Source organism: Marinomonas aquiplantarum, assembly GCF_003314975.1.
GTDB classification, from domain to species: domain Bacteria; phylum Pseudomonadota; class Gammaproteobacteria; order Pseudomonadales; family Marinomonadaceae; genus Marinomonas; species Marinomonas aquiplantarum.
This window is the reverse complement of the sequence record NZ_QNRF01000012.1, coordinates 42,615-67,633: the sequence shown is the minus strand read 5'-3', so window position 1 is coordinate 67,633 and position 25,019 is coordinate 42,615. Positions and strand designations below refer to the sequence as shown.

The 25,019-nt window shown below is 41.5% G+C and carries 24 protein-coding genes; 11 read left to right on the top strand and 13 right to left on the bottom strand.

Annotated features, from left to right (window positions below):
• Window positions 1–668: 668 nt before the first annotated feature.
• Entirely contained in the window at window positions 669–2,582 is a 1,914-nt protein-coding gene (locus DFP76_RS16505) for a TonB-dependent receptor domain-containing protein (RefSeq protein ID WP_113875667.1), read from the bottom strand.
• A 271-nt stretch (window positions 2,583–2,853) separates the two neighbouring features.
• On the opposite strand from DFP76_RS16505, the gene DFP76_RS16500 reads away from it, so the two are divergent.
• From DFP76_RS16500 to DFP76_RS16460, 10 genes are all read left to right on the top strand, one after another.
• A complete protein-coding gene (locus tag DFP76_RS16500) occupies window positions 2,854–3,186 on the top strand; it encodes a zinc ribbon domain-containing protein YjdM (RefSeq protein WP_113875666.1) in 333 nt (110 codons plus the stop codon).
• A gap of 184 nt (window positions 3,187–3,370) precedes the next feature.
• Window positions 3,371–4,177, top strand: a complete 807-nt coding sequence (locus DFP76_RS16495; RefSeq protein ID WP_113875665.1) for a response regulator — start codon at window positions 3,371–3,373, stop codon at window positions 4,175–4,177.
• Window positions 4,178–4,605: 428 nt separating this feature from the next.
• Window positions 4,606–4,734 carry a hypothetical protein gene (locus DFP76_RS18365; protein WP_281269741.1) on the top strand — a complete coding sequence of 43 codons (129 nt, stop codon included), beginning with the start codon at window positions 4,606–4,608 and terminating at the stop codon, window positions 4,732–4,734.
• A 64-nt stretch (window positions 4,735–4,798) separates the two neighbouring features.
• The gene (locus tag DFP76_RS16490) at window positions 4,799–5,512 is read left to right on the top strand and encodes a ZIP family metal transporter (RefSeq protein ID WP_113875664.1); all 714 of its coding nucleotides are present in this window, start codon (window positions 4,799–4,801) and stop codon (window positions 5,510–5,512) included.
• Window positions 5,513–5,764: 252 nt separating this feature from the next.
• Window positions 5,765–6,613, top strand: coding sequence for an ectoine/hydroxyectoine ABC transporter substrate-binding protein EhuB (ehuB, locus tag DFP76_RS16485; protein WP_113875663.1), 849 nt, complete (start codon window positions 5,765–5,767; stop codon window positions 6,611–6,613).
• An 18-nt stretch (window positions 6,614–6,631) separates the two neighbouring features.
• A complete protein-coding gene (gene ehuC, locus DFP76_RS16480; protein ID WP_113875662.1) occupies window positions 6,632–7,291 on the top strand; it encodes an ectoine/hydroxyectoine ABC transporter permease subunit EhuC in 660 nt (219 codons plus the stop codon).
• Entirely contained in the window at window positions 7,291–7,968 is a 678-nt protein-coding gene (ehuD, locus tag DFP76_RS16475) for an ectoine/hydroxyectoine ABC transporter permease subunit EhuD (protein ID WP_113875661.1), read from the top strand. The genes ehuC and ehuD overlap by 1 nt, the downstream gene beginning before the upstream one ends.
• Window positions 7,965–8,738, top strand: a complete 774-nt coding sequence (ehuA, locus tag DFP76_RS16470; RefSeq protein ID WP_113875660.1) for an ectoine/hydroxyectoine ABC transporter ATP-binding protein EhuA — start codon at window positions 7,965–7,967, stop codon at window positions 8,736–8,738. Before ehuD ends, ehuA begins: the two co-directional genes overlap by 4 nt.
• Window positions 8,739–8,880: 142 nt before the next feature.
• Complete coding sequence (locus tag DFP76_RS16465) at window positions 8,881–10,068, top strand: benzoate/H(+) symporter BenE family transporter (RefSeq protein WP_113875659.1); 1,188 nt, start codon at window positions 8,881–8,883, stop codon at window positions 10,066–10,068.
• The gene (locus DFP76_RS16460; RefSeq protein ID WP_113875658.1) at window positions 10,069–10,686 is read left to right on the top strand and encodes a GntR family transcriptional regulator; all 618 of its coding nucleotides are present in this window, start codon (window positions 10,069–10,071) and stop codon (window positions 10,684–10,686) included.
• A gap of 19 nt (window positions 10,687–10,705) precedes the next feature.
• Here the strand turns inward: DFP76_RS16460 and DFP76_RS16455 are convergent, their stop codons facing one another.
• The 12 genes from DFP76_RS16455 to nadC all read right to left on the bottom strand — a co-directional run bounded on the left by DFP76_RS16455 (window position 10,706) and on the right by nadC (window position 21,412).
• Window positions 10,706–11,368, bottom strand: a complete 663-nt coding sequence (locus DFP76_RS16455) for a sensor histidine kinase (RefSeq protein WP_113875657.1) — start codon at window positions 11,366–11,368, stop codon at window positions 10,706–10,708.
• 5 nt (window positions 11,369–11,373) lie between these two features.
• Entirely contained in the window at window positions 11,374–12,585 is a 1,212-nt protein-coding gene (locus DFP76_RS16450; protein ID WP_113875656.1) for a response regulator, read from the bottom strand.
• A gap of 26 nt (window positions 12,586–12,611) precedes the next feature.
• Window positions 12,612–12,830 (bottom strand): DNA gyrase inhibitor YacG, encoded by a 219-nt coding sequence (locus DFP76_RS16445; protein ID WP_113875655.1) that lies wholly within the window; start codon window positions 12,828–12,830, stop codon window positions 12,612–12,614.
• On the bottom strand, window positions 12,827–13,429 hold the full coding sequence (coaE, locus tag DFP76_RS16440) for a dephospho-CoA kinase (protein WP_113875654.1): 603 nt from the start codon (window positions 13,427–13,429) through the stop codon (window positions 12,827–12,829). Before coaE ends, DFP76_RS16445 begins: the two co-directional genes overlap by 4 nt.
• Complete coding sequence (locus DFP76_RS16435) at window positions 13,420–14,211, bottom strand: prepilin peptidase (RefSeq protein WP_113875653.1); 792 nt, start codon at window positions 14,209–14,211, stop codon at window positions 13,420–13,422. The genes coaE and DFP76_RS16435 overlap by 10 nt, the downstream gene beginning before the upstream one ends.
• A gap of 9 nt (window positions 14,212–14,220) precedes the next feature.
• On the bottom strand, window positions 14,221–15,285 hold the full coding sequence (locus DFP76_RS16430; protein ID WP_113875652.1) for a type II secretion system F family protein: 1,065 nt from the start codon (window positions 15,283–15,285) through the stop codon (window positions 14,221–14,223).
• An 8-nt stretch (window positions 15,286–15,293) separates the two neighbouring features.
• Window positions 15,294–16,217, bottom strand: a complete 924-nt coding sequence (locus DFP76_RS16425) for a GspE/PulE family protein (protein ID WP_113875651.1) — start codon at window positions 16,215–16,217, stop codon at window positions 15,294–15,296.
• Window positions 16,214–16,666 carry a pilin gene (locus tag DFP76_RS16420; RefSeq protein WP_113875650.1) on the bottom strand — a complete coding sequence of 151 codons (453 nt, stop codon included), beginning with the start codon at window positions 16,664–16,666 and terminating at the stop codon, window positions 16,214–16,216. The genes DFP76_RS16425 and DFP76_RS16420 overlap by 4 nt, the downstream gene beginning before the upstream one ends.
• Before the next feature lie 62 nt (window positions 16,667–16,728).
• The gene (locus DFP76_RS16415; protein ID WP_113875649.1) at window positions 16,729–17,109 is read right to left on the bottom strand and encodes a hypothetical protein; all 381 of its coding nucleotides are present in this window, start codon (window positions 17,107–17,109) and stop codon (window positions 16,729–16,731) included.
• A gap of 117 nt (window positions 17,110–17,226) precedes the next feature.
• Entirely contained in the window at window positions 17,227–19,323 is a 2,097-nt protein-coding gene (pta, locus tag DFP76_RS16410) for a phosphate acetyltransferase (RefSeq protein WP_113875648.1), read from the bottom strand.
• Between the two features lie 44 nt (window positions 19,324–19,367).
• Window positions 19,368–20,561 carry an acetate/propionate family kinase gene (locus DFP76_RS16405; RefSeq protein ID WP_113875647.1) on the bottom strand — a complete coding sequence of 398 codons (1,194 nt, stop codon included), beginning with the start codon at window positions 20,559–20,561 and terminating at the stop codon, window positions 19,368–19,370.
• Window positions 20,561–21,412 carry a carboxylating nicotinate-nucleotide diphosphorylase gene (gene nadC, locus DFP76_RS16400; RefSeq protein WP_113875646.1) on the bottom strand — a complete coding sequence of 284 codons (852 nt, stop codon included), beginning with the start codon at window positions 21,410–21,412 and terminating at the stop codon, window positions 20,561–20,563. Before nadC ends, DFP76_RS16405 begins: the two co-directional genes overlap by 1 nt.
• A gap of 882 nt (window positions 21,413–22,294) precedes the next feature.
• Between nadC and aceE the strand changes: the two genes are divergently transcribed.
• Window positions 22,295–24,961 (top strand): pyruvate dehydrogenase (acetyl-transferring), homodimeric type, encoded by a 2,667-nt coding sequence (gene aceE / locus DFP76_RS16395; RefSeq protein WP_113875645.1) that lies wholly within the window; start codon window positions 22,295–22,297, stop codon window positions 24,959–24,961.
• Window positions 24,962–25,019: the final 58 nt, after the last annotated feature.

The following is a 25,019-nucleotide window of genomic DNA, read 5'->3' as shown; positions in this document are numbered from 1 at the left end:
CTCTTGTTCCTTCCCCTTATGTCTTCAAGGGGAAGGTTAGGATGGGGTTAGTCCAGCAACCTCAATCCAATCAGATTAACTTCAAGACTCGGTTATTTTGATAGCCTAGCCCGTTTTGTTCTTTTACCCAATCAATTACTGTACTAGTCACATGCACAAGTCAGATGGGCCCAGGCTATCCGATATGATGTTTTGTCGACAAACCAAGTCTCTTGTTCCTTCCCCTTATGTCTTCAAGGGGAAGGTTAGGATGGGGTTAGTCCAGCAGCCTCAATCCAATCACATTAACTGCAAGACTCGGTTATTTTGTTAGCCTAGCCCGCTTTGTTCTTTTACCCAATCAAATACTGCACTTGTATCAAACTGATTGAAAACTCATTACCGTAATAACGCAACTTGAAAAGTATAAATGCACATGGTCGCTTTATCGCTCGGTTCTTCAGAATCATGTTGGAGCTAACTAAATAACCATGTTTAGTTGAATAAATGCGCACTTAAAGATTTTAAGCGAAGGGTAAAATACACTGAAAAATAACTGAAGACCAAATAGAAGGGATTTTTATATCGTCTTACGTGGCTCTATGCAAGATTTGGGCGGAATTTCCAAATGAAGTTCATGAAGCCTTGATAAATAACTCATCAAGGCTTCATGGTATTGATGGGGAAAATTAGAAAGAAGCGTCTAAAGCAACCCAGTATTCACGACCATGGTCAACAAAACCATACTCTTCATCAGTAAACTCTTTATTAAGAGCATTGTTCATACCAAGGCTGATTTTAAAGTTGTCATTAATAATGTAGTTTGCACCTAAATCTACTAAATCATATGAAGGTGTTGGTTCATCTTCTTCATTGGCTTCACCATAGTAAGTATAGCTAGTCCATAACTTTAGTTTTTCGTTTACAGACCAATCAAGAGATGCCGTTGCCATATGGAGTGGAACGCTGGTTAGCGGTTGTCCATCTGTATTTTCATTATCAGTATGTTGAATTGAATCAGTATACGTATAGCTCAGAGAGCTTGTTACATCATTGCTTATTAAGTATTTTGCACTTAGTTCAATTCCTTGTGTTTCTGCACTATCGATATTTATCCAAACTCTATCTACTCGACTTCCTGTTGTGGTAGCCTCATCAGGACAAATGTCTGTTGTGCAGTTTGCACCAGTTATTTTGTCTTCAAATTGATTGTCAAAAACCGTGATACTTGCCATCAGCACGTTGTTATTAAAAACTGCACTAATTTCTGTACTAGTTGAAGTTTCTGGTTTTAAATCTGCGTTTCCATACGTACTACGGTTATTGGATCTGATGGCCCATTGATCAGATAGCTGTCTAAGTTTAGGCGCTTTATACCCTGTAGAAACACCGCCTTTGAGAGTCCAATGTTCGTTTACAGAGAAGACTCCATAAAGCTTAGGGCTCAGATGGTTGTTGAAATTTTCATTTTTATCTGCTCGTAAACCTGCAGTTAAAGCGAATCTATCATTAAGATACCATTCATCTTCTATAAAAGCGGATAGTTGATTGTTCGAAAGTTCGGTCATACCACTATCAGCTAGATTGTCATTATCCTCTAATTGAGCATCAGTATAACTGCCACCCAAAGAGGTTGTATGATTTTCAGTTGGTATTATCCATTTACTACTTAATAGAGTATTACGAATTTTCACTTCGTTTGTTCTGTTAAGGTCATCTTTAGCATTGGTAGTCGAGTCAACTTGAATAAAACTCGTATCTGAAATATCTCCATAGCGACCGTTATGAGTAAATGCGATAGATTGTTTTTCGTTTTTTTGCTCATCTTCATCATCATATAAGCGGTGCTGCTTAGTTTTTGTTAAATCAAGACTGAAGTCGTGGTTTTCAGTTGCAGCTAAATTAAATTTAGCGTTGAAATTATCAATTTCCTTTTGAGGGTTTCCATCATCAATGTCATCTGCTTCTTGATCGTAATAATCAGCGCTCAATTGTGCGCTAAGTTTATCTTTTATGATTGGTCCTGATAGAGACAAAGTGTTTTTCTTTGTATCATTAAATTCACTGCCTTCTGCTACGATTATTTCGTGACGAAGTGAGCCATGCCAATCGTTGGTTACTTTTTTGGTGATGATATTTATGACACCACCCATAGCGCTGGAGCCATAAAGAGTGGACATAGGTCCTTTAATAACCTCAATTCGTTCAATCATTGCCAAAGGTGGCATCCACTCTTGATCATAACCGTCAGCTCGTTTAGCTCTTGTTTCTCTTGATGTTTGTGGTCTACCATCAATTAAGAAGAGAGTGTAGTCGGGTGCTAGTCCACGAATCTGAATATTTGTTGCGCCAGCACCTGATGCTTGAGTGCCTCTGACAAGTTGAACTCCTGGTACGCTTTCAATAACGTCAGCAAGGTCACGGTAAGCACCTTTTTCAATGTCTTCTGCTGTGATTACGCTAATGGAAGCAGGGGCTTCTGTGGTGTTCTGTTCGAAACCTGAGGCAGTGATAACAAGGTTGTCTAATTGCTCTTCAGCAAAGCTTGCATTAGAGATGGCGACGGCTAAGGTTGTCATGCTCATCAAACTTATTTTTTTCATTATTGGGATGGCTCCTATATATAGATAGCGATTGATTTCAAAGTGAAATTCTATTTAAATGTTAATTGTTCTCATTATTGCACTTATTCTTATTTGTTTCTTGGAACATCGTGTTCCGCTTTGTGCAATTTATACAAAAAACTGACATTGTCGTGAGTTTTGTAGTCAAAGAAGAGTGCTTGCTTATCAGAAAACGCTATTTTGAGTTGAGTTACGTAATAGCTTAATTTCTAATTAGGCTATTTCATTTTATCTGTTGATGAGATCTATTATGCCGTTACCACCGTGTTTGAATTGTCATTCTGATTATGTTTATCAAGACCAATCTTTACTTGTTTGTCCTGAATGTGGCTACGAATGGAGCCCAGAAGAAAGAGTCGAAGATGAGGTAAAGGTGTTTGATGCCAATGGCAATGTATTAGAAGAAGGTGGCAAGATAATATTAATAAAAGATCTAAAAGTGAAAGGCAGTTCAAAAGTCTTAAAGATTGGAACGAAAGCCGTTATCAAGCGAATCAAGGAAGGAAAAGACCACCAGTTAGATTGTCGAGTTGATGGGGCTGGGGACATGTTTGTTTCTGCGCATTTTGTCAAAAAGTCCTAAAGTTAAGTACATTAGTAGAGTCAGTGGGATATGTGATATTGATATGCTTAGATTGATTGTAACTGATTAATCTAAAAGGACTTGTTCCGTTTTAAGTTGTATTTCAGATACATTTCTTTACATTAAGTGTTATTATTGTGCGATCGGTTATTTTTCTTCATTGATCTGCTGCAAAGGAAAATACATGAAAAATGTTAGTTTTTTGATTGCTGATGATAGTCAATCTGTTCGCTCGGTTGTAAAAAGTACAATTTATGATCAGTTAGGAAGTCAAAGAATATTGTCTGCTGTCAATGGACTAACAGCGAAGCTTATTTTGCAAAAGCAAGCTGTTGATGTGGTTATCTCTGACTTGGATATGCCTCATTTAAATGGATTTCAATTGCTTGATTTCATTCGGAGTCATCCAAAACTCAAAGATACCCCTTTTATAATGATGGCATCTGAAGACAGCAAAAGTTTTGTTGTTGATGCGATTGAAAAAGGGGTAACACAGTATCTAGTGAAACCATTTACACCAGAGCGTCTAGAAGATGCTATTCGTCGTGCTTGGTACGGTTCAGAGCAAAGGCGAAATGCTCGAGTTTCAGATTTACCGCCACATCGTTTTAAAGTGTCATTTAAGTCTCAAGAATCTGTGCCGGGTAAGATAAAAAATATCAGTAGCTCAGGTATGTTGTTTGAAGTGCCATACACAGATCAAATCAATTTGTTCGATAAATGTCGAGTGAGCCTTTCAATGCCAACATCAAAAGCTCAAGATATTAGCATTACTGAGTTGGTTTATTACATTGTTCGTATTGAAGCTGCGAGCTCTACACAAGAAGGACTTCATGTTTGTGATGTGGCGATTAACTTGGATACGCTTGAGAGTCAGCCAAATTGTGTCAGTGAGCTAGCTAGGTTGATGGATTCACTCACGTTAGAAGGGGTTAAAAACCGACAAGTGTTAGAGGATTCTGATAATCCTAAAGATGAAATGGTCAGTTAAGGAAGGTACGAATAAGTCTACTAAGCCTCAGTCTTTCAGATAAACCATCAAATAAGGCGCGACTCTGAAGGAATGTCGGTACCTTTCAAAGAGTCGCAACGCAGTAGTACGTTTTTCTCTGGAAGACCCACAGGGCAAGGTTTAAAAACCTGTATTCTTTGTTGAGCACCTCGACAATAGGCTAGCTATTCACATTCGGCATTCGTCTCGAATAACAGGCTTTTATCCATATGCTGAGACAAGAGGTCTGGTACGTACCTTCGTTAACGAGTGGTGATTCATAGGCTTGAGATCTTATCTGCTAAAAGCCATAACCGTATGGTTTTTATTGATAGCTGAAATTTATTAAAGCGTTTTATTTATCTCAATATCGCGATTGGTTTTCATTGTATATCTTAGTGCTAATAACCACACTTTGGAGGTGTAGAATGATAAAACTGATTAAGTCTTTAACTCAATTCAATGCAAAAAATATCAATCGTAAATCTAATGTTGATGAATTAAATCACGAGGATTGGCAAGGCTGGGATGCTTGGGTCAATATTGATCGTAAATAATGTTTCATAACGGTATGATTTGATACATTAGAGGGTGGAGTTTAACTGATTAGGAAGACGACGAATGGTACCGTTACTGCACGCGTTTTTTCTTACTTTTATTGCAGGCATGGCCATGCCTGTAGGTGCAATTATTGCTCACTTTCTCCATATCAAGCCTATTTGGTTAGAAAAAGAAATCCTACATGGCATAACGGCTTTTGGCGGTGGTGCTTTGATGTCTGCAGTAGCACTGGTGTTAGTGCCTGAAGGCATATCCAATTTTAATCCATTGCAAGCGACCGGCGTATTTGTTTCTGGTGGCGTTAGTTTTATGTTACTGGATTACTATCTTGCAAAAAGTGGCTCGTCAATGAGTCAATTAGTTGCCATGTTGTCTGATTTTATCCCTGAGTCACTCGCATTAGGAGCGTCTGTTGCAACTGGTAGCCGTGACGCGGTTCTCATTACTTTGTTGATTATAATGCAAAATATACCAGAAGGTTTTAATGCATTTCGGGAACTACGGCATACTCGAGCTTATTCCGTTAAAACAGTTCTGATTTTGTTTTTTGTCTTGGCACTCACTGGACCTATTGCGGGCATGATTGCGTATATTTGGCTTTCTGAATATCACAATATTATTTCGGGTATTATGCTGTTTTCAGCCGGGGGGATCCTCTACATTGTATTTCAAGATATTGCACCTCAAGCAGTTTTAGAGAAGCATTGGGGTCCACCGTTAGGGGCTGTACTTGGTTTTTCATTGGGTTTGGTTGGGTATATGTCCATCAACTAGCTTGTTGCATAAAATCATAACTATCCTCCGATTTTATCGCCGATTTGTCTTTTTCTCCTCATGAATATTTCATTCTAGAATTCATTTCTATGCCTTGCTATGCCTGCTTTTCAAAGGGAGTTGGTAGCCATTTCTAGAGTATTTAAGTTAAGAGTTAAAATATTTATAACTCTAATCATGTTGAGTAACGCACTCTGATTGTATAGGATTAATAAGGAATTAGATGGTTTTTCACAAAGGATGAGGTTTGAAATGTATTTTTCTATAAAGAATAAAGTTATATCTCTAATTATATTTTGTTTCTCTGTTTTATCTGTATCGGTTCAAGCGGATACCTTAGATGACATTAAGCAAGACGGTAAAGTGACCATAGGTGTGGCGAATGAAGTCCCTTATGGTTACACCACATCTGATGGCGAACCAGCTGGTGAAGCACCTGTGATCGCGGTTCATGTGCTGGAAGAGTTGGGTGTTAAAGATGTTGATGTGGTGGTAACTGAGTTTGGTGCCTTGATTCCTGGCCTGAGAGCAGGTCGGTTTGATGTCATTGCGGCAGGCATGTATGTGACTCCAAAGCGTTGCATGCAAATACTCTTTTCCAATCCCACTTACAGTATTGGTGAAGGCTTTTTAGTTAAAAATGGCAATCCAGAGCAGTTAAATGGCTATGGCGATATTAAATCCAAAGATGTGAAAATGGGTGTTATGTCTGGGGCGGTTGAGTATGGCTACGCACGTGACTTTGGAATTGCGATGAATAAGATAGTGACTTTGCCTGACTATCCATCAGGTGTTGCAGCTTTAAAGGCTGGTCGAATTGATGCTTTGGCTGGTACCAGTTTAACCATGGCAAACCTTGCCTCCAAAGATAGCAAAGTAGAATTAGCACAGCCTTTTGACGATTTAATTATTAATGGTGAATCAGTTAAAGGCTATGGTGCGTTCGGCTTCCGCCCTGGTGATGAGTCTCTGCGTGATGCGTTCAATGACAAACTGGCTGACTTTCTTGGTTCAGAAGAACATCTAGCTATGGTTGAGCCGTATGGCTTTGGTCAACATACTTTGGCTAAAGGTATGACTGCCGAGAAGCTTTGTCAGTAACTCCAGGGAGTAAACAGAATGGAATTTGGAGAAATAGTCTCCGTGTTACTCCAAGGCGCTGTTGTAACGATTAAAATCGTTGCAATGGCTCTGCCTTTGGCCGCAGCCATGGCCTTTATCTTCGGGTTGATGCGTTTATATGGTGGCTTTCCTTTAAAACAGCTAGCGGTTGTTTATATTGAATTTTTTCGTGGTACATCGGCATTAATCCAATTGTATTGGATTTACTTTGTTCTACCTTTATTTGGCCTTTCTATAGATGCTATGACAGCAGGTGTTATTGCTCTAGGGTTAAATATTGGTGCTTATGGAACTGAGGTTGTTCGTGGAGCTATTTCTTCTGTTCCAAAAGGTCAGTTTGAAGCTTCTGTCGCCTTAAATTTCACACCTTCACAAAGCTTAAGACGCATTATTTTACCTCAGGCCTTAGTTGGCATGATCCCACCATTTGGCAACCTAGCGATTGAACTGGTTAAGGCTACGTCTTTAGTGTCGTTAATTACCATTGCGGATCTTACTTTTAAGGCAAAATCACTCGCGGATATGACGCTACAAGTCGGTGAAATTTTTGGCGTGGTCCTATTGCTTTATTTTGTTATTGCACAGTGTTTAGCCTTGTGTTTTCGCTACCTCGAAAAGCGCTTAAGTAAAGGCCTTGGACGTGGAGGGGTGAAATAATGGTTGGGTTAACTTGGAGTTGGGCATTCACTTGGGAAGTGTTGCCAATGATCTTGTCGGCGGCAAAAGTTACTTTATTGGCGACTTTGCTAGGAAGTTGTTTGGCCGTTTTTGTGGGGTTGGCTTTTGCCTTAATAAGACGCAGTCGGCACCGTAGTCTACGTAGTTTAATCTATTGGCTTGTCGAATTTATCCGCAGTACTCCTTTGCTGGTGCAAATTTTTTTCCTGTACTACGTTATGCCAGAGTTTGGTATTAGCATGTCACCTTTATTGACAGGTGTTTTAGCCCTAGGTCTGCATTATGGCGCTTATCTTTCAGAAGTGTTCCGTAGCGGTATTGATGGGGTAGAAAAAGGGCAGTGGGAAGCGTCAAGGGCATTGAATCTTTCCATGTTTGATACGTATCGAGATGTCATCTTACCTCAGGCGATTCGTCCGATGATCCCTGCCACGGGAAATTATATTATCGCCATGTTTAAAGAAACACCGCAGTTGTCTGCTATTACGTTATTGGAGATGCTGCAAATTGCCAAAATCATTGGTTCTGAAAATTTTCGATATCTTGAACCATTCACTTTGGTGGGAATTTTATATTTGATGTTTAGCATCATGGCCGCATACGGCATTCACATGATTGAGAATCGCTTTCCGAAAGAAGGAATTAGTCTGAAATGAGTAGTCATCCTATAATTGAATTTAAAAATGTATCAAAGCGATTTGGTGATACCAGTATATTTAATGACTTCAATTTCTCGGTTAAAGAAAATGAAATTGTCTCTATTATTGGTCCCAGTGGTTCGGGTAAAAGTACCTTGTTACGAATACTGATGACATTAGAGGGTATTGATGGCGGTTATATTAATGTAAATGGTGAATCTCTTTGGCATATGCCGTGGAATGGGAGTTATGTACCTGCTTCAAATAAGCATTTACACAAAATGAGGGATCACTTAGGTATGGTGTTTCAGCATTTTAATCTGTTTCCACATATGACAGTGAAGCGCAATATTACTGAAGCGCCAATGCGAGTGAAGGGGCTTTCTCGTTCTGAGGCTGAAAAAAATGCTGAAGATCTGCTTGAATTAGTTGGTCTTGCTGACAAAGCAGACAGTTATCCAAATGACCTCTCTGGTGGACAAAAGCAGCGAGTCGGTATTGCGCGAGCGCTAGCAATGCGTCCTTCCATTTTGTTGCTAGATGAGATTACGTCTGCTTTAGACCCTGAGTTAGTTGACGAAGTACTTGATGTGATTCGTAATCTTGCCAAAGAGCAGCGTTTTACCATGTTATTAGTGACTCATGAAATGTATTTTGCACGTGAAGTGAGTGATCGAGTGTGCTTTTTTGATCAGGGGCGCATTGTTGAAGAAGGTGCGCCAGAGGATATTTTCACCTCACCCAAAGAAGAACGGACTAAAGCATTTTTAAATGCTTACTTGAATTGATCCAGACTTTTTCGATATTGAATGAAGTTTAAGGGAGCTGTACTGATGTGAATCGGTGCAGTTTTTTTGGATTTACATTAAAAATGTATACATTTTTAATGTTTTTCTTCGTATAGTAATGACCTAAGTTTTTATTTGGGTAATGGATGTGCGATCAATTTTAAATGATTTGAGTCTAAGTGCGGTTGTGGCTGGATTTGTCGCTGTATTAATTGGCTTTGCAAGCTCTGTCGCGATTGTTTTCCAAGCGGCACAAGCTGCTGGAGCAAGTGAGCACATCATTGTTTCGTGGATTATGGTGCTTGGAATTGGAATGGGAGCCACCTGTTTCTTTTTATCTTTGTGGTATAAAGCCCCCGTAATTACGGCATGGTCAACACCAGGAGCGGCATTGTTAGCAACCAGTCTAGTGAATGTTAGTTACCCAGAAGCAATTGGTGTCTTTATGTTTGCTGGGCTCCTAGCCTGTTTAGTTGGCATGTCTGGCTTATTCGACCGGTTAATGAATTGGGTGCCACTGCCTATTGCTTGCGCTATGTTGGCAGGCGTTTTGTTTCAATTTGGCTTGTCCATCTTTACATCCATGACAGAAGACGCCTTTATGGTTGCGACCATGTTGTTGGTGTATTTATTCGCCAAAGTCTTTTTACCCCGATATGCTATTTTATTGGTTCTAATGGCTGGTGTTGTGTGTGTGCTTGGCCGCGCTGAACAAGCTATTTTTTCAATGATTCCAGTGCAATTTGGTCACTTGGTCTGGGTGCATCCTGAATGGAACTTAAGCGCTCTAATAGGGGTGGGGATTCCTTTATTTATTGTGACTATGACATCGCAAAATATTCCTGGTGTTGCGGTAATGCGAGGCAGTGGTTATAAAACGCCTGTGTCACCTTTGATTAGTTGGACAGGTTTGGCCTCTGTCGTATTGGCGCCAGCGGGTGGTTTTGCTTTTAATCTTGCGGCAATAACTGCAGCGATTTGTTCTGGCAATGAGTGTCACAGAGACCCTAAAAAGCGTTATATTGCAGGGTTATCAGCAGGTGTATTTTACTTATTCGCTGGCTTTGCAGGTGTGTCCGTTGTGGCTTTGTTTGCGGTTTTCCCTGCGAGTATGGTGGCGGCACTTGCTGGAATTGCTTTATTGGGAACGATCGGGATGAACCTTAAAACTGCGATGCTTGAAGACAGTACTCGAGAAGCGGCGTTGGTGACATTTCTTGTCACTGTCTCGGGTGTCTCGTTTGCTGGTATCGCGTCGGCGTTTTGGGGGATTCTGTTTGGTGTCATTTGCTTACTGGTCAGCAAGCTAAAATGGTCTAGGACGCGCTAAATGGAATTAATAAATAGAATAAAAGAAGATATTTTAAATAATCGATTACCGATGGGCGTGGCCTTAAGGCAAACGGTTCTATCGACACGCTATGAGGTTAGCCGAATTCCTGTTCGCGATGCGTTACAAGCTTTAAAAGCAGAGGCTTGGCTAGTACCTCATGGCAAAGCGGGAGTGATGATTCCAAAGCTAAATTGGAAAGAAGCGGAAGATCTAGCTTTGATGCGTGCAAAGCTAGAAACTTTAGCACTAGAGTTTGCTTTTGAGCACATTAGGTCAACTCATTTGGGTGAAGCATACTCGTATCTCAGGAAGCTAGAGGTGAGAGACTTAACTTTATTAGAGCGCGGCAACTTAAACTGGCGTTTTCATTATGCTATTTACCGAGCTTGTGATCGTCCAACTTTAATGAGAAGTATTGAGGTGTTAAATATTCAAGCAAGTCGTTACCTTGGCTTTCAGTTTGGACCATTAGGTTATCATAATCACAGTCAACAAGAGCATAGCGAGTGGTTGGAATTAATCACATGTCACGATAAAGTGGCGGCGGTGCAGTTGCTTAAAAAGCATATTGTATCTGCTGGGGAGCGTTTAACGGAACATTTGAAGAAAGCTTAATGCGTTCTTCATGTTGAGGTTATGGGGTTTGTGGTAAGTACACAGACAGACAAGCGCCACCGAAGCGGGAAGCCGATTTTTTAATGTATCCGCAGGTTTCACCGTAAGTATGGGCATTCGCCGAGAGCTCTGCGAAATATAAGCCTAGTCCTGTATTGTCATCTAATAAAGCATCGTGATGCTCTTCATCATTAACAAAGCCAGGGCCATCATCTTCGACATTGATAATCAAAAAAGTTTCATCTCGAAAAGCGGTTAATACGATCTTACTTTTTGCATAGCGAAAGGCGTTGTAAACAGCAGTACTGACAACAGCAGTCATGAGACGTTCGTCAAAACACCCCGTCAGTTTTGCGTCACACTCAAAGTCTAATTGCAGATCTTTTGCGATAGCGGAGGGCGATAAAGCAAACACCTGGTCATCTAAAAACTCTTCCATTAAGAAGGTATCAGGATGCAGCTCATAGCCATCCGAAGCTAACCGATACAAATATAGGTATTCAACCCATTCGTCATTAAGTTTTTTTAAAGACTCTTCAATTTGAATGATTTTGCGGTTTTGAGGGGCCTCAATACCTAAGCTTTCTTTGACAGTCTGCAGTTGATAGAGCAGAGTGCCTACTTGATTTTTACTCTCATGAATAGCGCTGGCTAAAATGGTGCTTATATTAACTTTTTCCATCTTGGTTAGCTTCCGAATGCACTTGAATAACGATCAGTTTGTTGTTTGCTAGGCGCAGTAGCCGCGGCCGAGCCTACATCGCTAAGCCAAACCTCAAATATTTGCTTTGCGGTTGAAATTTCGTTGTCCGCGATGCAAATGTCCATTTCATACTCATAAGCTTTTGCTCTTGAGTCTGGCTCATCAAAAAAACCATCATGAATTTTCTTCAAAGTACTGTCAAAGTTGTCTTTTTGGCGTGGAATCAATGGGCCACTGTCAGCGATTCTGGCCAATGACTCCAAATGTTTTAAGTATACTTCAGAGGTATTATAGCAAGAATGTTTAGCGAGAAAGACGGCTTTACGATACGCCATTTCTGCTGTGATACTGTCACCAAGGAGTAAACTGATTCGTCCCAGCTCCATTTGACGCAGGATGTTTTTAGGTGACTTAGTAATGGCAGCGATTAGCGTTGATTGTGCTTCAGCCACTTTGTCTTGTTTCAATAACACTTTGGCCAGCCAATCATAAGCATTAACAAAGAAACGATTGTCTAACATTAGTTGGTTTAACAACTTTTCTGCTTTATCCAGTTCATCCATCAAGTAATAGGATTTGGCTTTGCCAAATAAAGCCCAAGGCATTTTGCGGCTTTTGATGGTTTTGTTAAACAGAGCGAGTGCTTTTTTATATTCTTTCAATTCTAAAAAACAATCACCCATAATGCGTTCGCATTTGCCTTCAAGAGAAGGGTACTTGTCCATCACGATTTTTGCTTCGCTTATGGCTGTTTCGTACTCTTTGTTATCCAGCGCTAGGTTGACTTTATATAGTCTTTCTTTGGTCTCTAGAAGCTTATTGAGTCGGCGCTGAAGCATAGCCTGAGAAAAAGGCTTTGTGACATAACCATCTGGTTGATATTCAATGGCGCCCATGACCATCTCAATTGACGTTTCCGCCGTAACCATTAAGTAGGTTGCGGTGTTAGGGATCAGTGCGGAGTGACGAACTTCTTCGAGCAACTGTTGGCCGTCTTTACCTTTCCCCAAATTGTAATCCGATAGAATGACATCAAATGATTTGCTACGAAGCAATTCAATGGCGGTTTCAGCTTTCATGGCTATATCGATTGAAGTGAAACCAAAATCGGTCAGCATTTTGCGCTGCATGATTCGAGCTTCAGCCATATCTTCAATCAAAAGTGCTTTTTTATTAGAAAAATCTTGCTGAGCCATAAAATATTATATTCCCACTCTAAACATCATAAAAAAGACTTATTAGGGTTTGCTGCTAAGTCTTCGGAGAAAATTTCATCTTCCTCAGACGTTTGCTGAGGTATGGCATAGGACTCATTAGCCCACTCACCAAGATCAATTAATTTACAGCGAGCACTGCAAAAAGGTCGATCTGGATTATCAATTGACCATGCGGATTTTGTTTGGCAGGTTGGACAAGCAACAAGACTTTTGTTCTCTATCATTTGATCAACCTTAAAATGGTTTCATGCATCTTTAAAACTTTATCATTCATCTCATTAATATTTCCAGCATTTTCAAGGACTAAATCTGCTTTATCGAGCCTATCCTGATTGCTTAATTGAGAATTGATAATATTAAGGGTGGTTTCTTCATCAATTCGATCACGACTCATGACTCTTTGGATTTGAATCTCTTTTGGAGTATCAATTGCTACAACATAGCGGCACATTTTGTTTTGCTGAGTTTCAAACAATAAAGGGTGAACCAGCAAAACATAAGCTGAAGTTGCTTTTTTTAAGGCGGTGTCTAATGACTCTCTAATAGCCGGATGGGTAACACTTTCTAACCAAGCCTTTTCTTCTGGTTGACTGAAAATGATATGACGTAAGGCACGACGGTTAAGCGTACCATCTGTAAGAAGAATCGCATCACCAAATCTCTGATGGATTTTGTTGAGTGCTGGGGTGCCAAGCTCAACGACTTGTCGGGCGACATCATCAGCATCAATGCTTTCAATACCAAGTTGATTAAATAGGGCGGCAATGGTGCTTTTTCCAGAACCAATGCCGCCGGCTAAACCAATAATAGGGACTACTGCCATAATATTTTTACGTAAAATAAGAAAATACTCGAAAATGTTAAAAAAGGACCAAAAGCAATGAATTTTACTTCATGCCCCTTAATAGAGACAGTGTATAAGATTCCGAGTATACATGCACAAACTAGAATGTCAGAAAGGTGCAAAATTCCAAGCCATGCCCCTAAAACGGCCATTAATTTTGCGTCCCCAAGACCAATGCCAGTTTGTTTTCGGACCCTGTAATATAGTGTTTTAAGACAATATATTGTTAAGAAACCAATCATGGCCCCCAGCACATGATTAGACAGTTGGGCTGAGTGAAGCTGTGCTAACAAAGCGCAAATAATTGCGACTAAGAGACACTCGTCTGGTAATAGATAATGCTCAAAATCTATAAAGGAAGCAGTAATTAAGGCGCTAATGAGCAAGCAGTTCAGGATTAAAGTATGCATATCATGAATGTAAAACGGCAGTGCAGCACATGTGATCAAATGTGTTACTTCAATGATTGTATAGCGGGCTGAAATTCTTTGCTGGCAATAGCGGCAGCGTCGTTGAAGCAAGACAAAACTTACGATAGGGATGAGATCCCAGACAGAAAGTTGGTGCTGGCATGAAGGGCAGTGAGAGTAATTGGATAAGCTATGGCTATCGGTGGTTTTAGGAGGGAGATCTAGTATGAGTCTAGCTTCTTTTTGCCAATTTAACGCTTGTTGCTTGGGCCAACGATAACCGTATGCACCAGAAAAACTCCCTAGACTTAGAACAAAGATGAGATATAAAGCATAGTGAATGCTGTCCATGGCGTTCCTCTAGGATAAATTTAACAAGGGAGCATAGATGCTAACGAGTGCTGAGGCGACAAAGCTGCCAGCTATCAAAAGGCAAACCGCTGGAATGAGTTTTTCAAGAAGATGTATCTTTTTCTGCCAGTTTTTTTCGTGCCTTTTCGCTGCAATCAATAATGCGCGATCTAAATCCCCATCTTGTTCTGCTGAATAAAGGGCAATTGCTGCCTCATCAGGAAACCAATGACCAGGAAAACTCTCAACATAACTTCGACCAAGCTTGAGTTGATAATAAGTAAATAGAATCTCGTCTATTGTTGCTGAGTGGTTCAAAAATAAGTGCATTCTTTGCAAGGTCTGCTGCAGAGTAGTTCCTGTGCTTCTTGCTGTTGATAGCAAAGAAAATATCTTAGTTAAACGAAATGTAATGCTGATTTTTTCTAACCAGAAACAGGCGTTTCCATTGTGTAAGGACAGCAATATATAGAGTTGCCCAAGGCTGGTTAAAACATAGACTGAACCCATTGGTAGCATGGCGGTAATCATTTTTTGGTCTGATTCGAGCTGCCAGTAATGATTGAGGATTGACATGATCAAAGCAATTTGAATGATGCAAAAGGGATACAGAATGGCTTTGAAAATTCGAGTTGACCAATCCAGCAAAGAGGTCAGTTGCAAAATCGATGTGGTTAAACTTTGCTGGCAGTCTTCTCTGGATCCTTTTGCATTAATAAGCTGACAATATGGCACCGTAATATTGAGGCACAAACTGGAAAGGGTGAAATTGAAACTCTTGCCTTTGTTTAGTTCGGTTAACAAGGCTTTATTTATGGCGGTGAGGGAATCTTTACGTGATGCCAAGGCCAGATGTTCTATTGCCTCTGTGAGTTGAAGGCCAGACCGTAGAGCGCTGTCAATTTCCTTATAGAAGGTTAATAAAGTGGCGTAATTAAGATAGGTTGGTTGCCATTTCCTAATATCCCTTGGCCATTTTCCATGGGGAATGAGCGCTAAAACAAGCTCAGCTTCAGAATCGGCTTGATATATCTCTTCGCGTTTATCATCGAGTATCACTTTGAACCAAGTCATATGAAAGCCTATGAGTGATTCATGGCATGCCAGAGATGATTAGAGTGAATCAGCGTATCGTAAGTGTCTGGCATACGATCACGCCAGAGAGGTTTTAAAGCGCTAAAAACAGCGTGTTGACCTTGTTCTTCAAATTGCATGGATTGGTGGATGATGAGCTTCAAAGAGCTAACCAGAGAGAAAAAGTCAACTTGCCAAGCATGACATCGGTGAATGGCATCCAAAGCAGAGTTAGTATGAAGTGTCGCCAGAACAAGATGTCCAGTTAATGCAGCATTAACGGCCAAGTTTGCGGTGGTAGCGTCTCGTATTTCCCCTAGCATTATGATGTCAGGATCTTGCCTTAATAATGATTTCAATAAGGCTGCTGGACTAAGGTCTATGGCTGGATTGGGTTCACATTGAAATAAGCCAGGCAATTCATATTCGACAGGGTCTTCAATGGTAAAAATGCTTTTCTGTCCACTGTTTAATGCTTCTAGGCAAGCGTAGAGCGTCGTACTTTTTCCAGCCCCCGTTGCTCCACAAACCAATATTAAACCGCTGGTGGATTGGATTGCGGTGTCTAGTTGGCTGAAAATGCTTTTGGGTAAGCCAATTTCATCCAAGCTTAATTGGTGTTTTTCTGGTAATAGGCGTAAGGCGACTTTTTCACCTTTTACAGTGGCAATGATGCTAACTCGAATGAAGGTGGTTTTGTTTTTTTCAGTAAAAGAGAATTGACCTTCTTGAGTTCGCCGAGACTCTGAAAGGTCTAAGTTCGCTTTCATTTTAATTCGATTGAGCAAACCTTCATTTGAGGATAGCTCGCTCATTTTTTTCAATAAACCGAATTGCCTTTGATAAACATAAATGACCTGATCTGTCTGTTCAATGTGTATGTCTGTGGCTCTGTTGTGAATTGCGGTGGTTAAGATTTCTTCCAGTGTCATTCTTCTTCTCCAATGCTAGAGGTACATTGCTGAGGTAGAAGCTGCTCATTTATGTCAGAGGTACAAGACCAGTTTCGATTGCTATCACGTTGATAGGTGATCATTTGGCCTTCAGTAATGTCGGTACTGTTGTTTAGGGTTAATACGAGATCGCCGCTGATACTATTTTGGTTCTTAACAGTGAGACTTTTAACAATTGAATTATCTGCCAAAGTGCGTCTGTAGAGAGCAAATTCTTCAGTACTTGGAAAATGCCCATTTAATAAAATGAATTCTTCCACAATTGCTTGGTGTTGGGTGGCGATATTTTGGGCATCAATTAATTTGGCCTTCGCAATTTGGCGAGTAAAGGTGGGGGCTGAAAGGCTGGCTAAAATAGAGATAATGGCAATAACAACCATAAGTTCAAGCAAGGTAAAGCCTTGCTGAACATTGCGGTAAATAAACATTCTTCACTCCTTGAAGATATTGTTAGGCATCCTGCCTTTATATTAAGAATTGTTATTCATTATTAGACGGTTTGATCTAACATCTCACCCGTAGGCGTTTTTTCTGAATAGAACTCTGATTTGCTTGTTTTTCCAAATACAGGTAAAGAGGCGTCATCTCCTTCGAGAAATTCATCCTCGATTAGGTCTTCTCGGGTTTCGGATGATGTTTCTTTTTTCTTCTTAGTTTCTTCGAATTGCTTTCGAGTTCGACCTTGAAGCGCTTGTCCTTGTTCCGATATGGTGACGACTAGATCACTGGAGGCTTTGGCATTTCGGGCATTTAATGCGGCCATATTCGTATCTTCGTCAGAACGAACATCGTAAGTCGTATAGCCTGGCTGGGCTACATTGGATTGTGTTTGGTTGGACACCGCGATGGAATGGGGGAGGCTACCGGACATAATACTCACCACCTACAATTGTAATTTATTGTTAATGGTTAAATATTAATCGGCAAAATGGTGATTGTCCAATCCGGTTTTCATTATAGGATCCCGGATTGGACAAAGTGAGCTACATTAAGACTTGATTTCACCTGCTTGAATGGCTGTGATCGCAATGGTGTAGACAATATCATCCACCAAGGCTCCACGAGACAAATCGTTCACTGGCTTGCGAATACCTTGCAGCATTGGACCGATACTAACCACGTCAGCACTTCGTTGTACGGCCTTATAAGTTGTATTGCCGGTATTTAAATCAGGGAAAATAAATACAGTAGCTTTACCTGCAACTTTACTGTTGGGCGCTTTTTGCTTGGCGACTTTTTCCATGATCGCGGCATCGTATTGCAATGGGCCATCAATTAAAAGGTCAGGGCGAAGTTGTTGAGCAATTTCTGTTGCTTCACGTACTTTATCGACATCGTTCCCTGTGCCTGAACCGCCAGTACTGTAACTGATCATAGCGACTTTCGGTGTAATACCAAACGCGCTTGCTGAATCCGCACTTTGAATCGCAATTTCAGCGAGTTGCTCTGCACTAGGGTCTGGGTTAATCGCACAATCACCATACACTAGGACTTGATCTGGTAAGCACATGAAGAAAACAGAAGAAACCAAGCTAGCATCTGGAGAGGTTTTGATTAATTGTAAAGCAGGGCGAATGGTGTTGGCCGTGGTGTGAACTGCGCCAGAGACTAGACCATCTACGTCACCCGTTTGCAGCATCATAGTTCCTAAAACCACGTTATCTTCGAGTTGTTCACGAGCCACAATCTCTGTTAAGCCGCGATTCTTACGAAGTTCGACCATTGGGCCAACATAACGCTCTAAAATGCTGGCAGGGTCTAAAATTTCAACGCCATGACTTAATTCGATACCATTGTTTTGAGCCGTGCGAAGAATTTCTTGCTCATTTCCAAGTAGAGTACAGCGTGCAATGCCACGTTCTGCACAAATAGAGGCCGCTTGAATGGTGCGAATTTCTTCGCCTTCTGGCAGTACGATGCGTTTGTTTAGGGAGCGAGCTAATTCAATTAAGCGGAAACGGAAAGCAGGCGGTGAAAGCTTTCTTTCTTCTTGATTGAGAGCAAAAGAATTAATCCAGTCATGGTCAATACAGCGTGCTATGTGTTCTTTTACCATAGAGACACGCTCTTTATCATCGAGCGGGATTTCTTGGTTAAAAGATTGCATATTAATCACGGTTTCCCAGCTATTCGAATTAACGGATAACACTGGCAAGCCTTTGGCCATGGCTTTACCACAAAGGGACATTAAGGCTTCACTTGGTTGATAACCACCAGTTACCACTAATGCGGCGATTTTAATGTCGTTTAGAGCGGCAATGGCAGTGGCCATGATGACGTCTGTACGATCGCCCGGTGTAAAGACGACCACGCCAGGTTTTAAGGCCTCAAGAACATTCTCAACGCCTCGAGCACAAAGTGTATAAGATTGCACTCGTCGGGTTTCCATTTCACCCGCATTCACAATGTTTGCGCCCAAAAAATCTGCGACGTCTTTTACCCTCGGAAAGGTCAGTTCGTCGGCCGATGGTATTTGGCCTAGTAAGCTGAAGTTACGTTTAAAAATGCCGCGTTGGGCAAACAAGTCACCGTAGGATTTCACTCCTAGTGAACCAGGTGTTGTTTTATTTAGAATACAGCCGATGACATCATCTGCTTTAATGCCGCCATAAGAGCCAGCAGCAATCTCAACATGATGCTCTAGTTCATTTACTCGCATGTTATTAGGAGCGGTGACCAGCACTAAGCCAGCATCCAGAGTACGAGCAATGGCTTTATTCAAGCGAGTCGCATACGGATGCCCGGCAATTTGCGCTAAGCCTTCTACTATAACCGTCGAGTCAGGCTCAACACTGGCTTGGAAGCGGCCGACGATTTCTTCCATTAATTCATCAATGTTGTCGTTATAAAGAAAACGCTCGGCTTCGTGCAATGGGATAGGTTCGGCCGGTGTTAAGGATGAGCCTTGCGCTACCATGGCAGTCGATTTATCTGGCCCTTTATCACCTGGTTGAGGTTGAGCGACTGGTTTAAAGAAGCTCGCTTTCAGTCCTTGCTGTTCAAGAGCACGAACTAGGCCAACCGAAACGGATGTTAAGCCAACACCTGGTCCTGTTGGAACTGTCATAAGTACGTTAATTGTCATATGTAAGAATCCTATGTTAGTCCATTAATAGTGGGCTGAACCTGTTATGAACCTTGTATCAAGCTAATGGTATCCAATGCAATCATAAGCTCCTCATTTGTTGGGATGATCCAGACTTGAGTTTGGCTACCCTCGGCGCTTATGTTTGATGCTTCACCACGAGGAGCGTGGTTGTTTAGACTATCATCCAGCTTAATATTAAAGGCACGCAGTTGTTGGCAAATGGCATTACGTAGATAAACTGAATTCTCGCCGATACCACCGGTGAAGACCAAGTGATCAATACTTTCTAAAGTTGTGGCGGTACTGACTAGGTATTTAGCGGTCCGAACAGCAAACATATCGAGAGCTAACTTGGCTCTCTCGTCACCTGATATCATGGCATCTTCTAACGTACGGCAATCATTTGAAAGTTCAGATACACCAAGCAAGCCACTTTTTTTATTAAGCACATCAAGTGCTTCTTCTGCGGAAAGGTGTTTGGCTTTCATGATAAAGGTTAGCAAGCTTGGATCCAGACTGCCGGAACGAGTTCCCATCATTAACCCTTCAAGAGGTGTAATCCCCATGCTGGTATCCGACGACTTGCCTTTGTTAATGGCGCAAGTGCTCGCACCATTACCAAGGTGAGCTACCAAAACCCCTTGCTGATCGCTGCCGGGCGCTAATTTAGCAAGCTGTTGATTGATGTAGCGATAGCTGGTGCCATGAAAGCCGTATTTGCGAAAGTGGTGTTCTCGATAAAAATCCATTGGGATCGGGTAAAGAAACTGCTCTTTCGACAGGCTTTGGTGGAACGAGGTGTCAAATACTGCGGCCTGTGGTAAGCCTGGGAACAACACTAAGGAAACTTCAATGCCTTTTAAATGTGCGGGGCTGTGAAGTGGGGCTAAGCTGGCACATTCTTGAATGCCATTAATGACCTCTTGATTGATCAATACGGACTGATTAAATGTTTCACCACCATGAACGATGCGGTGTCCAATCCCAACTAAGGAATGGTTGATGTCTGAGTGTAGATCTAACCAAGCCTTAATCTCTTTCACTGCATGCTCATGATTGCCTACAGCAAGAGGCTTTTGATTTTTTTCACCTTGGTGTTTAAAAGTAATGGTGCTGGTGTCTGAGCCAAGTTGGTCGGCAATACCTTCCATCAATGTATCTTGTCCGGCGTTGGCTAAGATAGCGAACTTCAGTGATGAACTACCGCAATTAATTACTAGAATACTGTCTTTCATCATGACTCCTGATATACACGTAAAGATAAATCGATGGCTGTAACATGCTTTGTTAGTGCACCTATTGATACAAAGTCAACGCCAGTTTTGGCTACTTCTGGCAAGCGTTGTTTGTCCATATTGCCAGAAGCTTCAAATTTTACTGAACCTTGATACTGGTGAACGGCTTTGCGCATGTCGTCGTAGGAAAAGTTATCTAACATGATGATGTCAGCACCGGCGTTAACCGCTTCGGCGACTTCTTCTAGATTTTCTGTTTCCACTTCAATGGTTTTGCCTGGTGCAATTTGTTTTGCCATCGCAACAGCATTAGCAATAGAGCCAGCAGCCATAATATGATTTTCCTTGATCAGGAACGCGTCATATAAACCAATGCGATGATTTTGACCACCGCCAGTCGTCACGGCATATTTCTGTGCTAAGCGCATACCCGGAATGGTTTTGCGAGTATCCAGTATGGTTAATGCAGTTCCTTCCACTAACTGGCAATATTGGCGTGTGACAGTGGCGGTATAGGATAGGCTTTGAATGAAGTTAAGGGCGGTTCTCTCACCTGTTAAGATCGTTCGGGCATGTCCCTTGATGGTCAGAAAAACTTGATCGGCGGATATTAGGTCGCCGTCTTGTTGATGCCAAGTTAAGCTGACATCATTTCCAAGCTGTTTAAATACTTCATTGGCCCAAGCTTGACCACAGAGTACAGCGTCTTCTCGACTGATGAGATTGGCAGTAATGTATTGATCATCTGGAATCAGTTGCGCCGTAATGTCGCCACTACCGATATCTTCTTTGAGTGCAAAAGCAACCTGAGTTTGAATATGCTCAATTAATTGAGCGTCCAAAGGGGTCATGTACAGTCCTATAATGCGCATTTTTGAATTCACTATTGTAGCTTTATATTCACAAATCGTCAGTGCTGAATTGATCATAATGATTGATTTATATGACATTCAGCTGAATTCGTATCTGAATTAAGCAAAATATACTCAGTGGTTGAGAGTGAGTGTGTGCAAAATGCCATATGAAAAGAGTGGTGTTCATGTAATTTTATTACGGTTTTTTAGGTTATATAGATCAAGTTATGAACAATTTTACTTCTATTAATGTGATTTATAGTCTGCATTTATTTTGTGAATTGAAGGTTTTACAGTTAGACTGAGGCCGAATTGGTCGGACTTTACATGGATTTGTGTCAGTAAAACGTCATGTTTTAAAGCTACAAAAGTGGTCTTGATCTATGCTTGTTGCGTAGTTTGTCTATGCGATTTCTTGTTTAGGTGTTAATCTTACGCCCGAATTAGAAGAGCATAAGACAAAAAATAGCCTAATTTAGATTGGTTAGACTAAAGTGAAGTAACACTTTATTTGCGCTTTCTACTTTCATTATACAGTAATGAAATTTTGTATTTTCATTCTCAGTTAGTCATGCTGCTGAGGTGAAAAATAAATGAAGGGTCTGTTGAACCAGACTCAAATTGGAAGCGAGCCGACCAGCGTATTTCAGCTGGTGGTTGATTCAATGGTGAACAATTAAAACAAAAACTATGACCATTGGTGCAGATAAAACGACACGCTAGCTCAAACGAGTAGGGTGTCGTTTTATCTAGGTCGACTGAAATAAATGGTGCAACACACCGTTCATTTCTGGCTCGTTTAAGTAGCTTTTAAATGGTTAGCAACACTGATTATTTGAAGGTTAAGTATCTGTTCTAATAGCGGGAGTTATTAACACGATGACTGAGCAGCATATTCTCGAAGACATCGATCCAATTGAAACCAAAGAGTGGGTCGATGCGCTTGAGTCTGTCCTTCGCGAAGAAGGTCCTGATCGCGCGCAATACATTTTAAACCGTCTGACTGGTGAAGCCTCTAAAGCGGGCACTTCACTACCAGCCTCTATTACGACGCCATATCGCAATACGATAGCGCCAGAAGATGAAGCGCCACTTCCTGGCGACATCTTTATGGAGCGTCGTATTCGTTCAATCATTCGTTGGAATGCATTGGCAATGGTAATGAAAGCAAACCGAGCGGATTCTACCCTTGGTGGCCACATTACCAGTTTCTCATCTGCAGCAACCTTGTACGATATCGGCTTTAACCACTTTTTCCGTGGTAATGACGGTAAACAAGAAGCAGATATGGTGTTCTTCCAAGGCCATATTTCCCCAGGAATTTATGCTCGTTCATACATTGAAGGTCGTTTGACTGATGAGCAGCTTGATAACTTCCGTCGTGAAGTAGATGGCAAAGGTATCTCTTCGTATCCACACCCATGGTTGATGCCAGATTACTGGCAGTTCCCAACGGTATCTATGGGTCTTGGGCCACTACAAGCCATTTACCAAGCTCACGTGATGAAATATCAGCACAGCCGTGGCTTGATCGATCAAGGTGATCGTAAAGTCTGGGCTTTCCTAGGTGATGGTGAGTGTGATGAGCCAGAATCTTTGGGTGCGATTGCGCTTGCGGGTCGTGAGAAGCTAGATAACTTAATCTTCGTGATCAACTGTAACTTACAGCGTCTTGATGGGCCTGTACGTGGTAACAGCAAGATTGTTCAAGAATTGGAAGGTGTCTTCCGAGGTGCTGGTTGGAATGTTGTTAAGTGTCTTTGGGGTCGTCATTGGGATCCTTTATTCGAAAAAGACACCAAAGGTTTGCTTGTTAAGCGCATGAACGAAGTGTGCGATGGCGAACTACAGAACTACAAAGCGAACGGTGGTGCTTATACTCGTGAGCATTTCTTCGGTAAGTACCCTGAGTTGCTAGAAATGGTTAAAGACATGACTGACGATGAGATTATGAATCTTAATCGCGGTGGTCACGATCCATATAAAGTATATGCGGCTTATAAAGAAGCGACTTCTCATAAAGGTCAACCTACTGTTGTCTTGGCTCAAACGGTCAAGGGTTACGGCATGTTTAAAGCGGCTGAAGCGCAAAATACAGCTCACCAGACTAAGAAACTTGATGAAGAGTCTCTTGCTCAGTTCCGTGACAAATTTGGTATTCCAATCAGTGATGAAGAGCTGAAAGATCTACCTTATTACAAGCCAGCTGAAGACAGCCCAGAAATGCAATACTTGCGCTCACGTCGTAAAGAATTGCATGGTGACTTCCCAACACGTCGTCGTGATTGTGAAGCTCTGGAAGTGCCGTCTCTTGAAGCGTTTAAAGCACAAATTGCAGGCACTAAAGGTCGTGAAATTTCCACGACGATGGCATTTGTTCGTGCTTTGAACGTGATGGTGAAAGACAAGCAAATTGGTCCGCGCGTTGTGCCAATTCTTGCCGATGAAGCACGTACTTTCGGTATGGAAGGTATGTTCCGTCAGTTGGGTATTTATTCTTCTGAAGGTCAGCGTTACACGCCACATGACCATACTCAGATCATGTACTACAAAGAGTCACAAGACGGGCAGATTCTTCAGGAAGGTATCAACGAAGCAGGGGCATTCTCTTCTTGGTTGGCGCTTGCTACGTCATACAGCAACAGCAATCTACCTATGATTCCTGTTTACATCTACTACTCTATGTTTGGTTTCCAACGTATTGGTGACTTGGCATGGGCAGCAGGTGACTCTCAAGCACGTGGCTTCTTGATTGGTGCCACTGCAGGTCGTACTACGCTTAATGGTGAAGGTCTACAGCACGAAGATGGTCACTCACACATCTTGGCTGGTACGATTCCAAACTGTATTTCTTACGACCCGACTTACTCTTACGAAGTGGCTGTTATCGTTCAAGATGGCTTACGTCGTATGTACAAAGAGAAAGAGAGTGTTTTCTATTACCTAACAGTAATGAATGAAAACTACGCTCACGAAGATATGCCTGAAGGTGTTGAAGACGGCATCCTGAAAGGTATGTACAAGCTGAAATCTCACACTAAGAAAACCAATAAGAAGCAAGTTCAATTACTTGGTTCTGGTGTTATTCTTCGTGAAGTGGAAGCGGCCGCTGAAATTCTGTTCAATGACTTCGGTGTGAACTCGGATGTTTGGAGTGTGACTTCTTTCAATGAATTGCGTCGTGAAGGTTTGGATGCAAGTCGTTGGAATATGCTTCACCCTGAAGCTGAGCAACGCCAGTCTTATGTTGAGACTTGCTTAGACGGTAAAGGGCCTGTGATTGCATCAACTGACCACATGAAGTTGTTTGCTGATCAGATCCGCCCATTTGTAAAAGGTACATACAATGTACTTGGAACAGATGGTTTCGGTCGAAGCGATACACGTGCTCAATTGCGTCATTTCTTTGAGATCAACCGTTACTGGGTTGTTGTTTCTGCCTTGAGTGCACTGGCAAAAGACGGTGTGGTTGATGCATCCGTAGTTAGTGAGGCGATTGCTAAGTTTGGTTTAGATCCTGAGAAGCCAAATCCAGTTATTTGCTAATTACTTGACAAGCTAGGTATCTGGTTTTGATTTTATCAAAACCAGATAAGATTTTAAG

Excerpts from the sequence above, each read along its gene's own strand:
- DFP76_RS16505 (WP_113875667.1), bottom strand. The coding sequence starts at position 2,582 with ATGAAAAAAATAAGTTTGATGAGCATGACAACCTTAGCCGTCGCCATC.
- DFP76_RS16500 (WP_113875666.1), top strand. The coding sequence starts at position 2,854 with ATGCCGTTACCACCGTGTTTGAATTGTCATTCTGATTATGTTTATCAA.
- DFP76_RS16495 (WP_113875665.1), top strand. The coding sequence starts at position 3,371 with ATGAAAAATGTTAGTTTTTTGATTGCTGATGATAGTCAATCTGTTCGC.
- DFP76_RS18365 (WP_281269741.1), top strand. The coding sequence starts at position 4,606 with ATGATAAAACTGATTAAGTCTTTAACTCAATTCAATGCAAAAAATATC.
- DFP76_RS16490 (WP_113875664.1), top strand. The coding sequence starts at position 4,799 with ATGGTACCGTTACTGCACGCGTTTTTTCTTACTTTTATTGCAGGCATG.
- ehuB (WP_113875663.1), top strand. The coding sequence starts at position 5,765 with ATGTATTTTTCTATAAAGAATAAAGTTATATCTCTAATTATATTTTGT.
- ehuC (WP_113875662.1), top strand. The coding sequence starts at position 6,632 with ATGGAATTTGGAGAAATAGTCTCCGTGTTACTCCAAGGCGCTGTTGTA.
- ehuD (WP_113875661.1), top strand. The coding sequence starts at position 7,291 with ATGGTTGGGTTAACTTGGAGTTGGGCATTCACTTGGGAAGTGTTGCCA.
- ehuA (WP_113875660.1), top strand. The coding sequence starts at position 7,965 with ATGAGTAGTCATCCTATAATTGAATTTAAAAATGTATCAAAGCGATTT.
- DFP76_RS16465 (WP_113875659.1), top strand. The coding sequence starts at position 8,881 with ATGGATGTGCGATCAATTTTAAATGATTTGAGTCTAAGTGCGGTTGTG.
- DFP76_RS16460 (WP_113875658.1), top strand. The coding sequence starts at position 10,069 with ATGGAATTAATAAATAGAATAAAAGAAGATATTTTAAATAATCGATTA.
- DFP76_RS16455 (WP_113875657.1), bottom strand. The coding sequence starts at position 11,368 with ATGGAAAAAGTTAATATAAGCACCATTTTAGCCAGCGCTATTCATGAG.
- DFP76_RS16450 (WP_113875656.1), bottom strand. The coding sequence starts at position 12,585 with ATGGCTCAGCAAGATTTTTCTAATAAAAAAGCACTTTTGATTGAAGAT.
- DFP76_RS16445 (WP_113875655.1), bottom strand. The coding sequence starts at position 12,830 with ATGATAGAGAACAAAAGTCTTGTTGCTTGTCCAACCTGCCAAACAAAA.
- coaE (WP_113875654.1), bottom strand. The coding sequence starts at position 13,429 with ATGGCAGTAGTCCCTATTATTGGTTTAGCCGGCGGCATTGGTTCTGGA.
- DFP76_RS16435 (WP_113875653.1), bottom strand. The coding sequence starts at position 14,211 with ATGGACAGCATTCACTATGCTTTATATCTCATCTTTGTTCTAAGTCTA.
- DFP76_RS16430 (WP_113875652.1), bottom strand. The coding sequence starts at position 15,285 with ATGACTTGGTTCAAAGTGATACTCGATGATAAACGCGAAGAGATATAT.
- DFP76_RS16425 (WP_113875651.1), bottom strand. The coding sequence starts at position 16,217 with ATGACACTGGAAGAAATCTTAACCACCGCAATTCACAACAGAGCCACA.
- DFP76_RS16420 (WP_113875650.1), bottom strand. The coding sequence starts at position 16,666 with ATGTTTATTTACCGCAATGTTCAGCAAGGCTTTACCTTGCTTGAACTT.
- DFP76_RS16415 (WP_113875649.1), bottom strand. The coding sequence starts at position 17,109 with ATGTCCGGTAGCCTCCCCCATTCCATCGCGGTGTCCAACCAAACACAA.
- pta (WP_113875648.1), bottom strand. The coding sequence starts at position 19,323 with ATGACAATTAACGTACTTATGACAGTTCCAACAGGACCAGGTGTTGGC.
- DFP76_RS16405 (WP_113875647.1), bottom strand. The coding sequence starts at position 20,561 with ATGAAAGACAGTATTCTAGTAATTAATTGCGGTAGTTCATCACTGAAG.
- nadC (WP_113875646.1), bottom strand. The coding sequence starts at position 21,412 with ATGACCCCTTTGGACGCTCAATTAATTGAGCATATTCAAACTCAGGTT.
- aceE (WP_113875645.1), top strand. The coding sequence starts at position 22,295 with ATGACTGAGCAGCATATTCTCGAAGACATCGATCCAATTGAAACCAAA.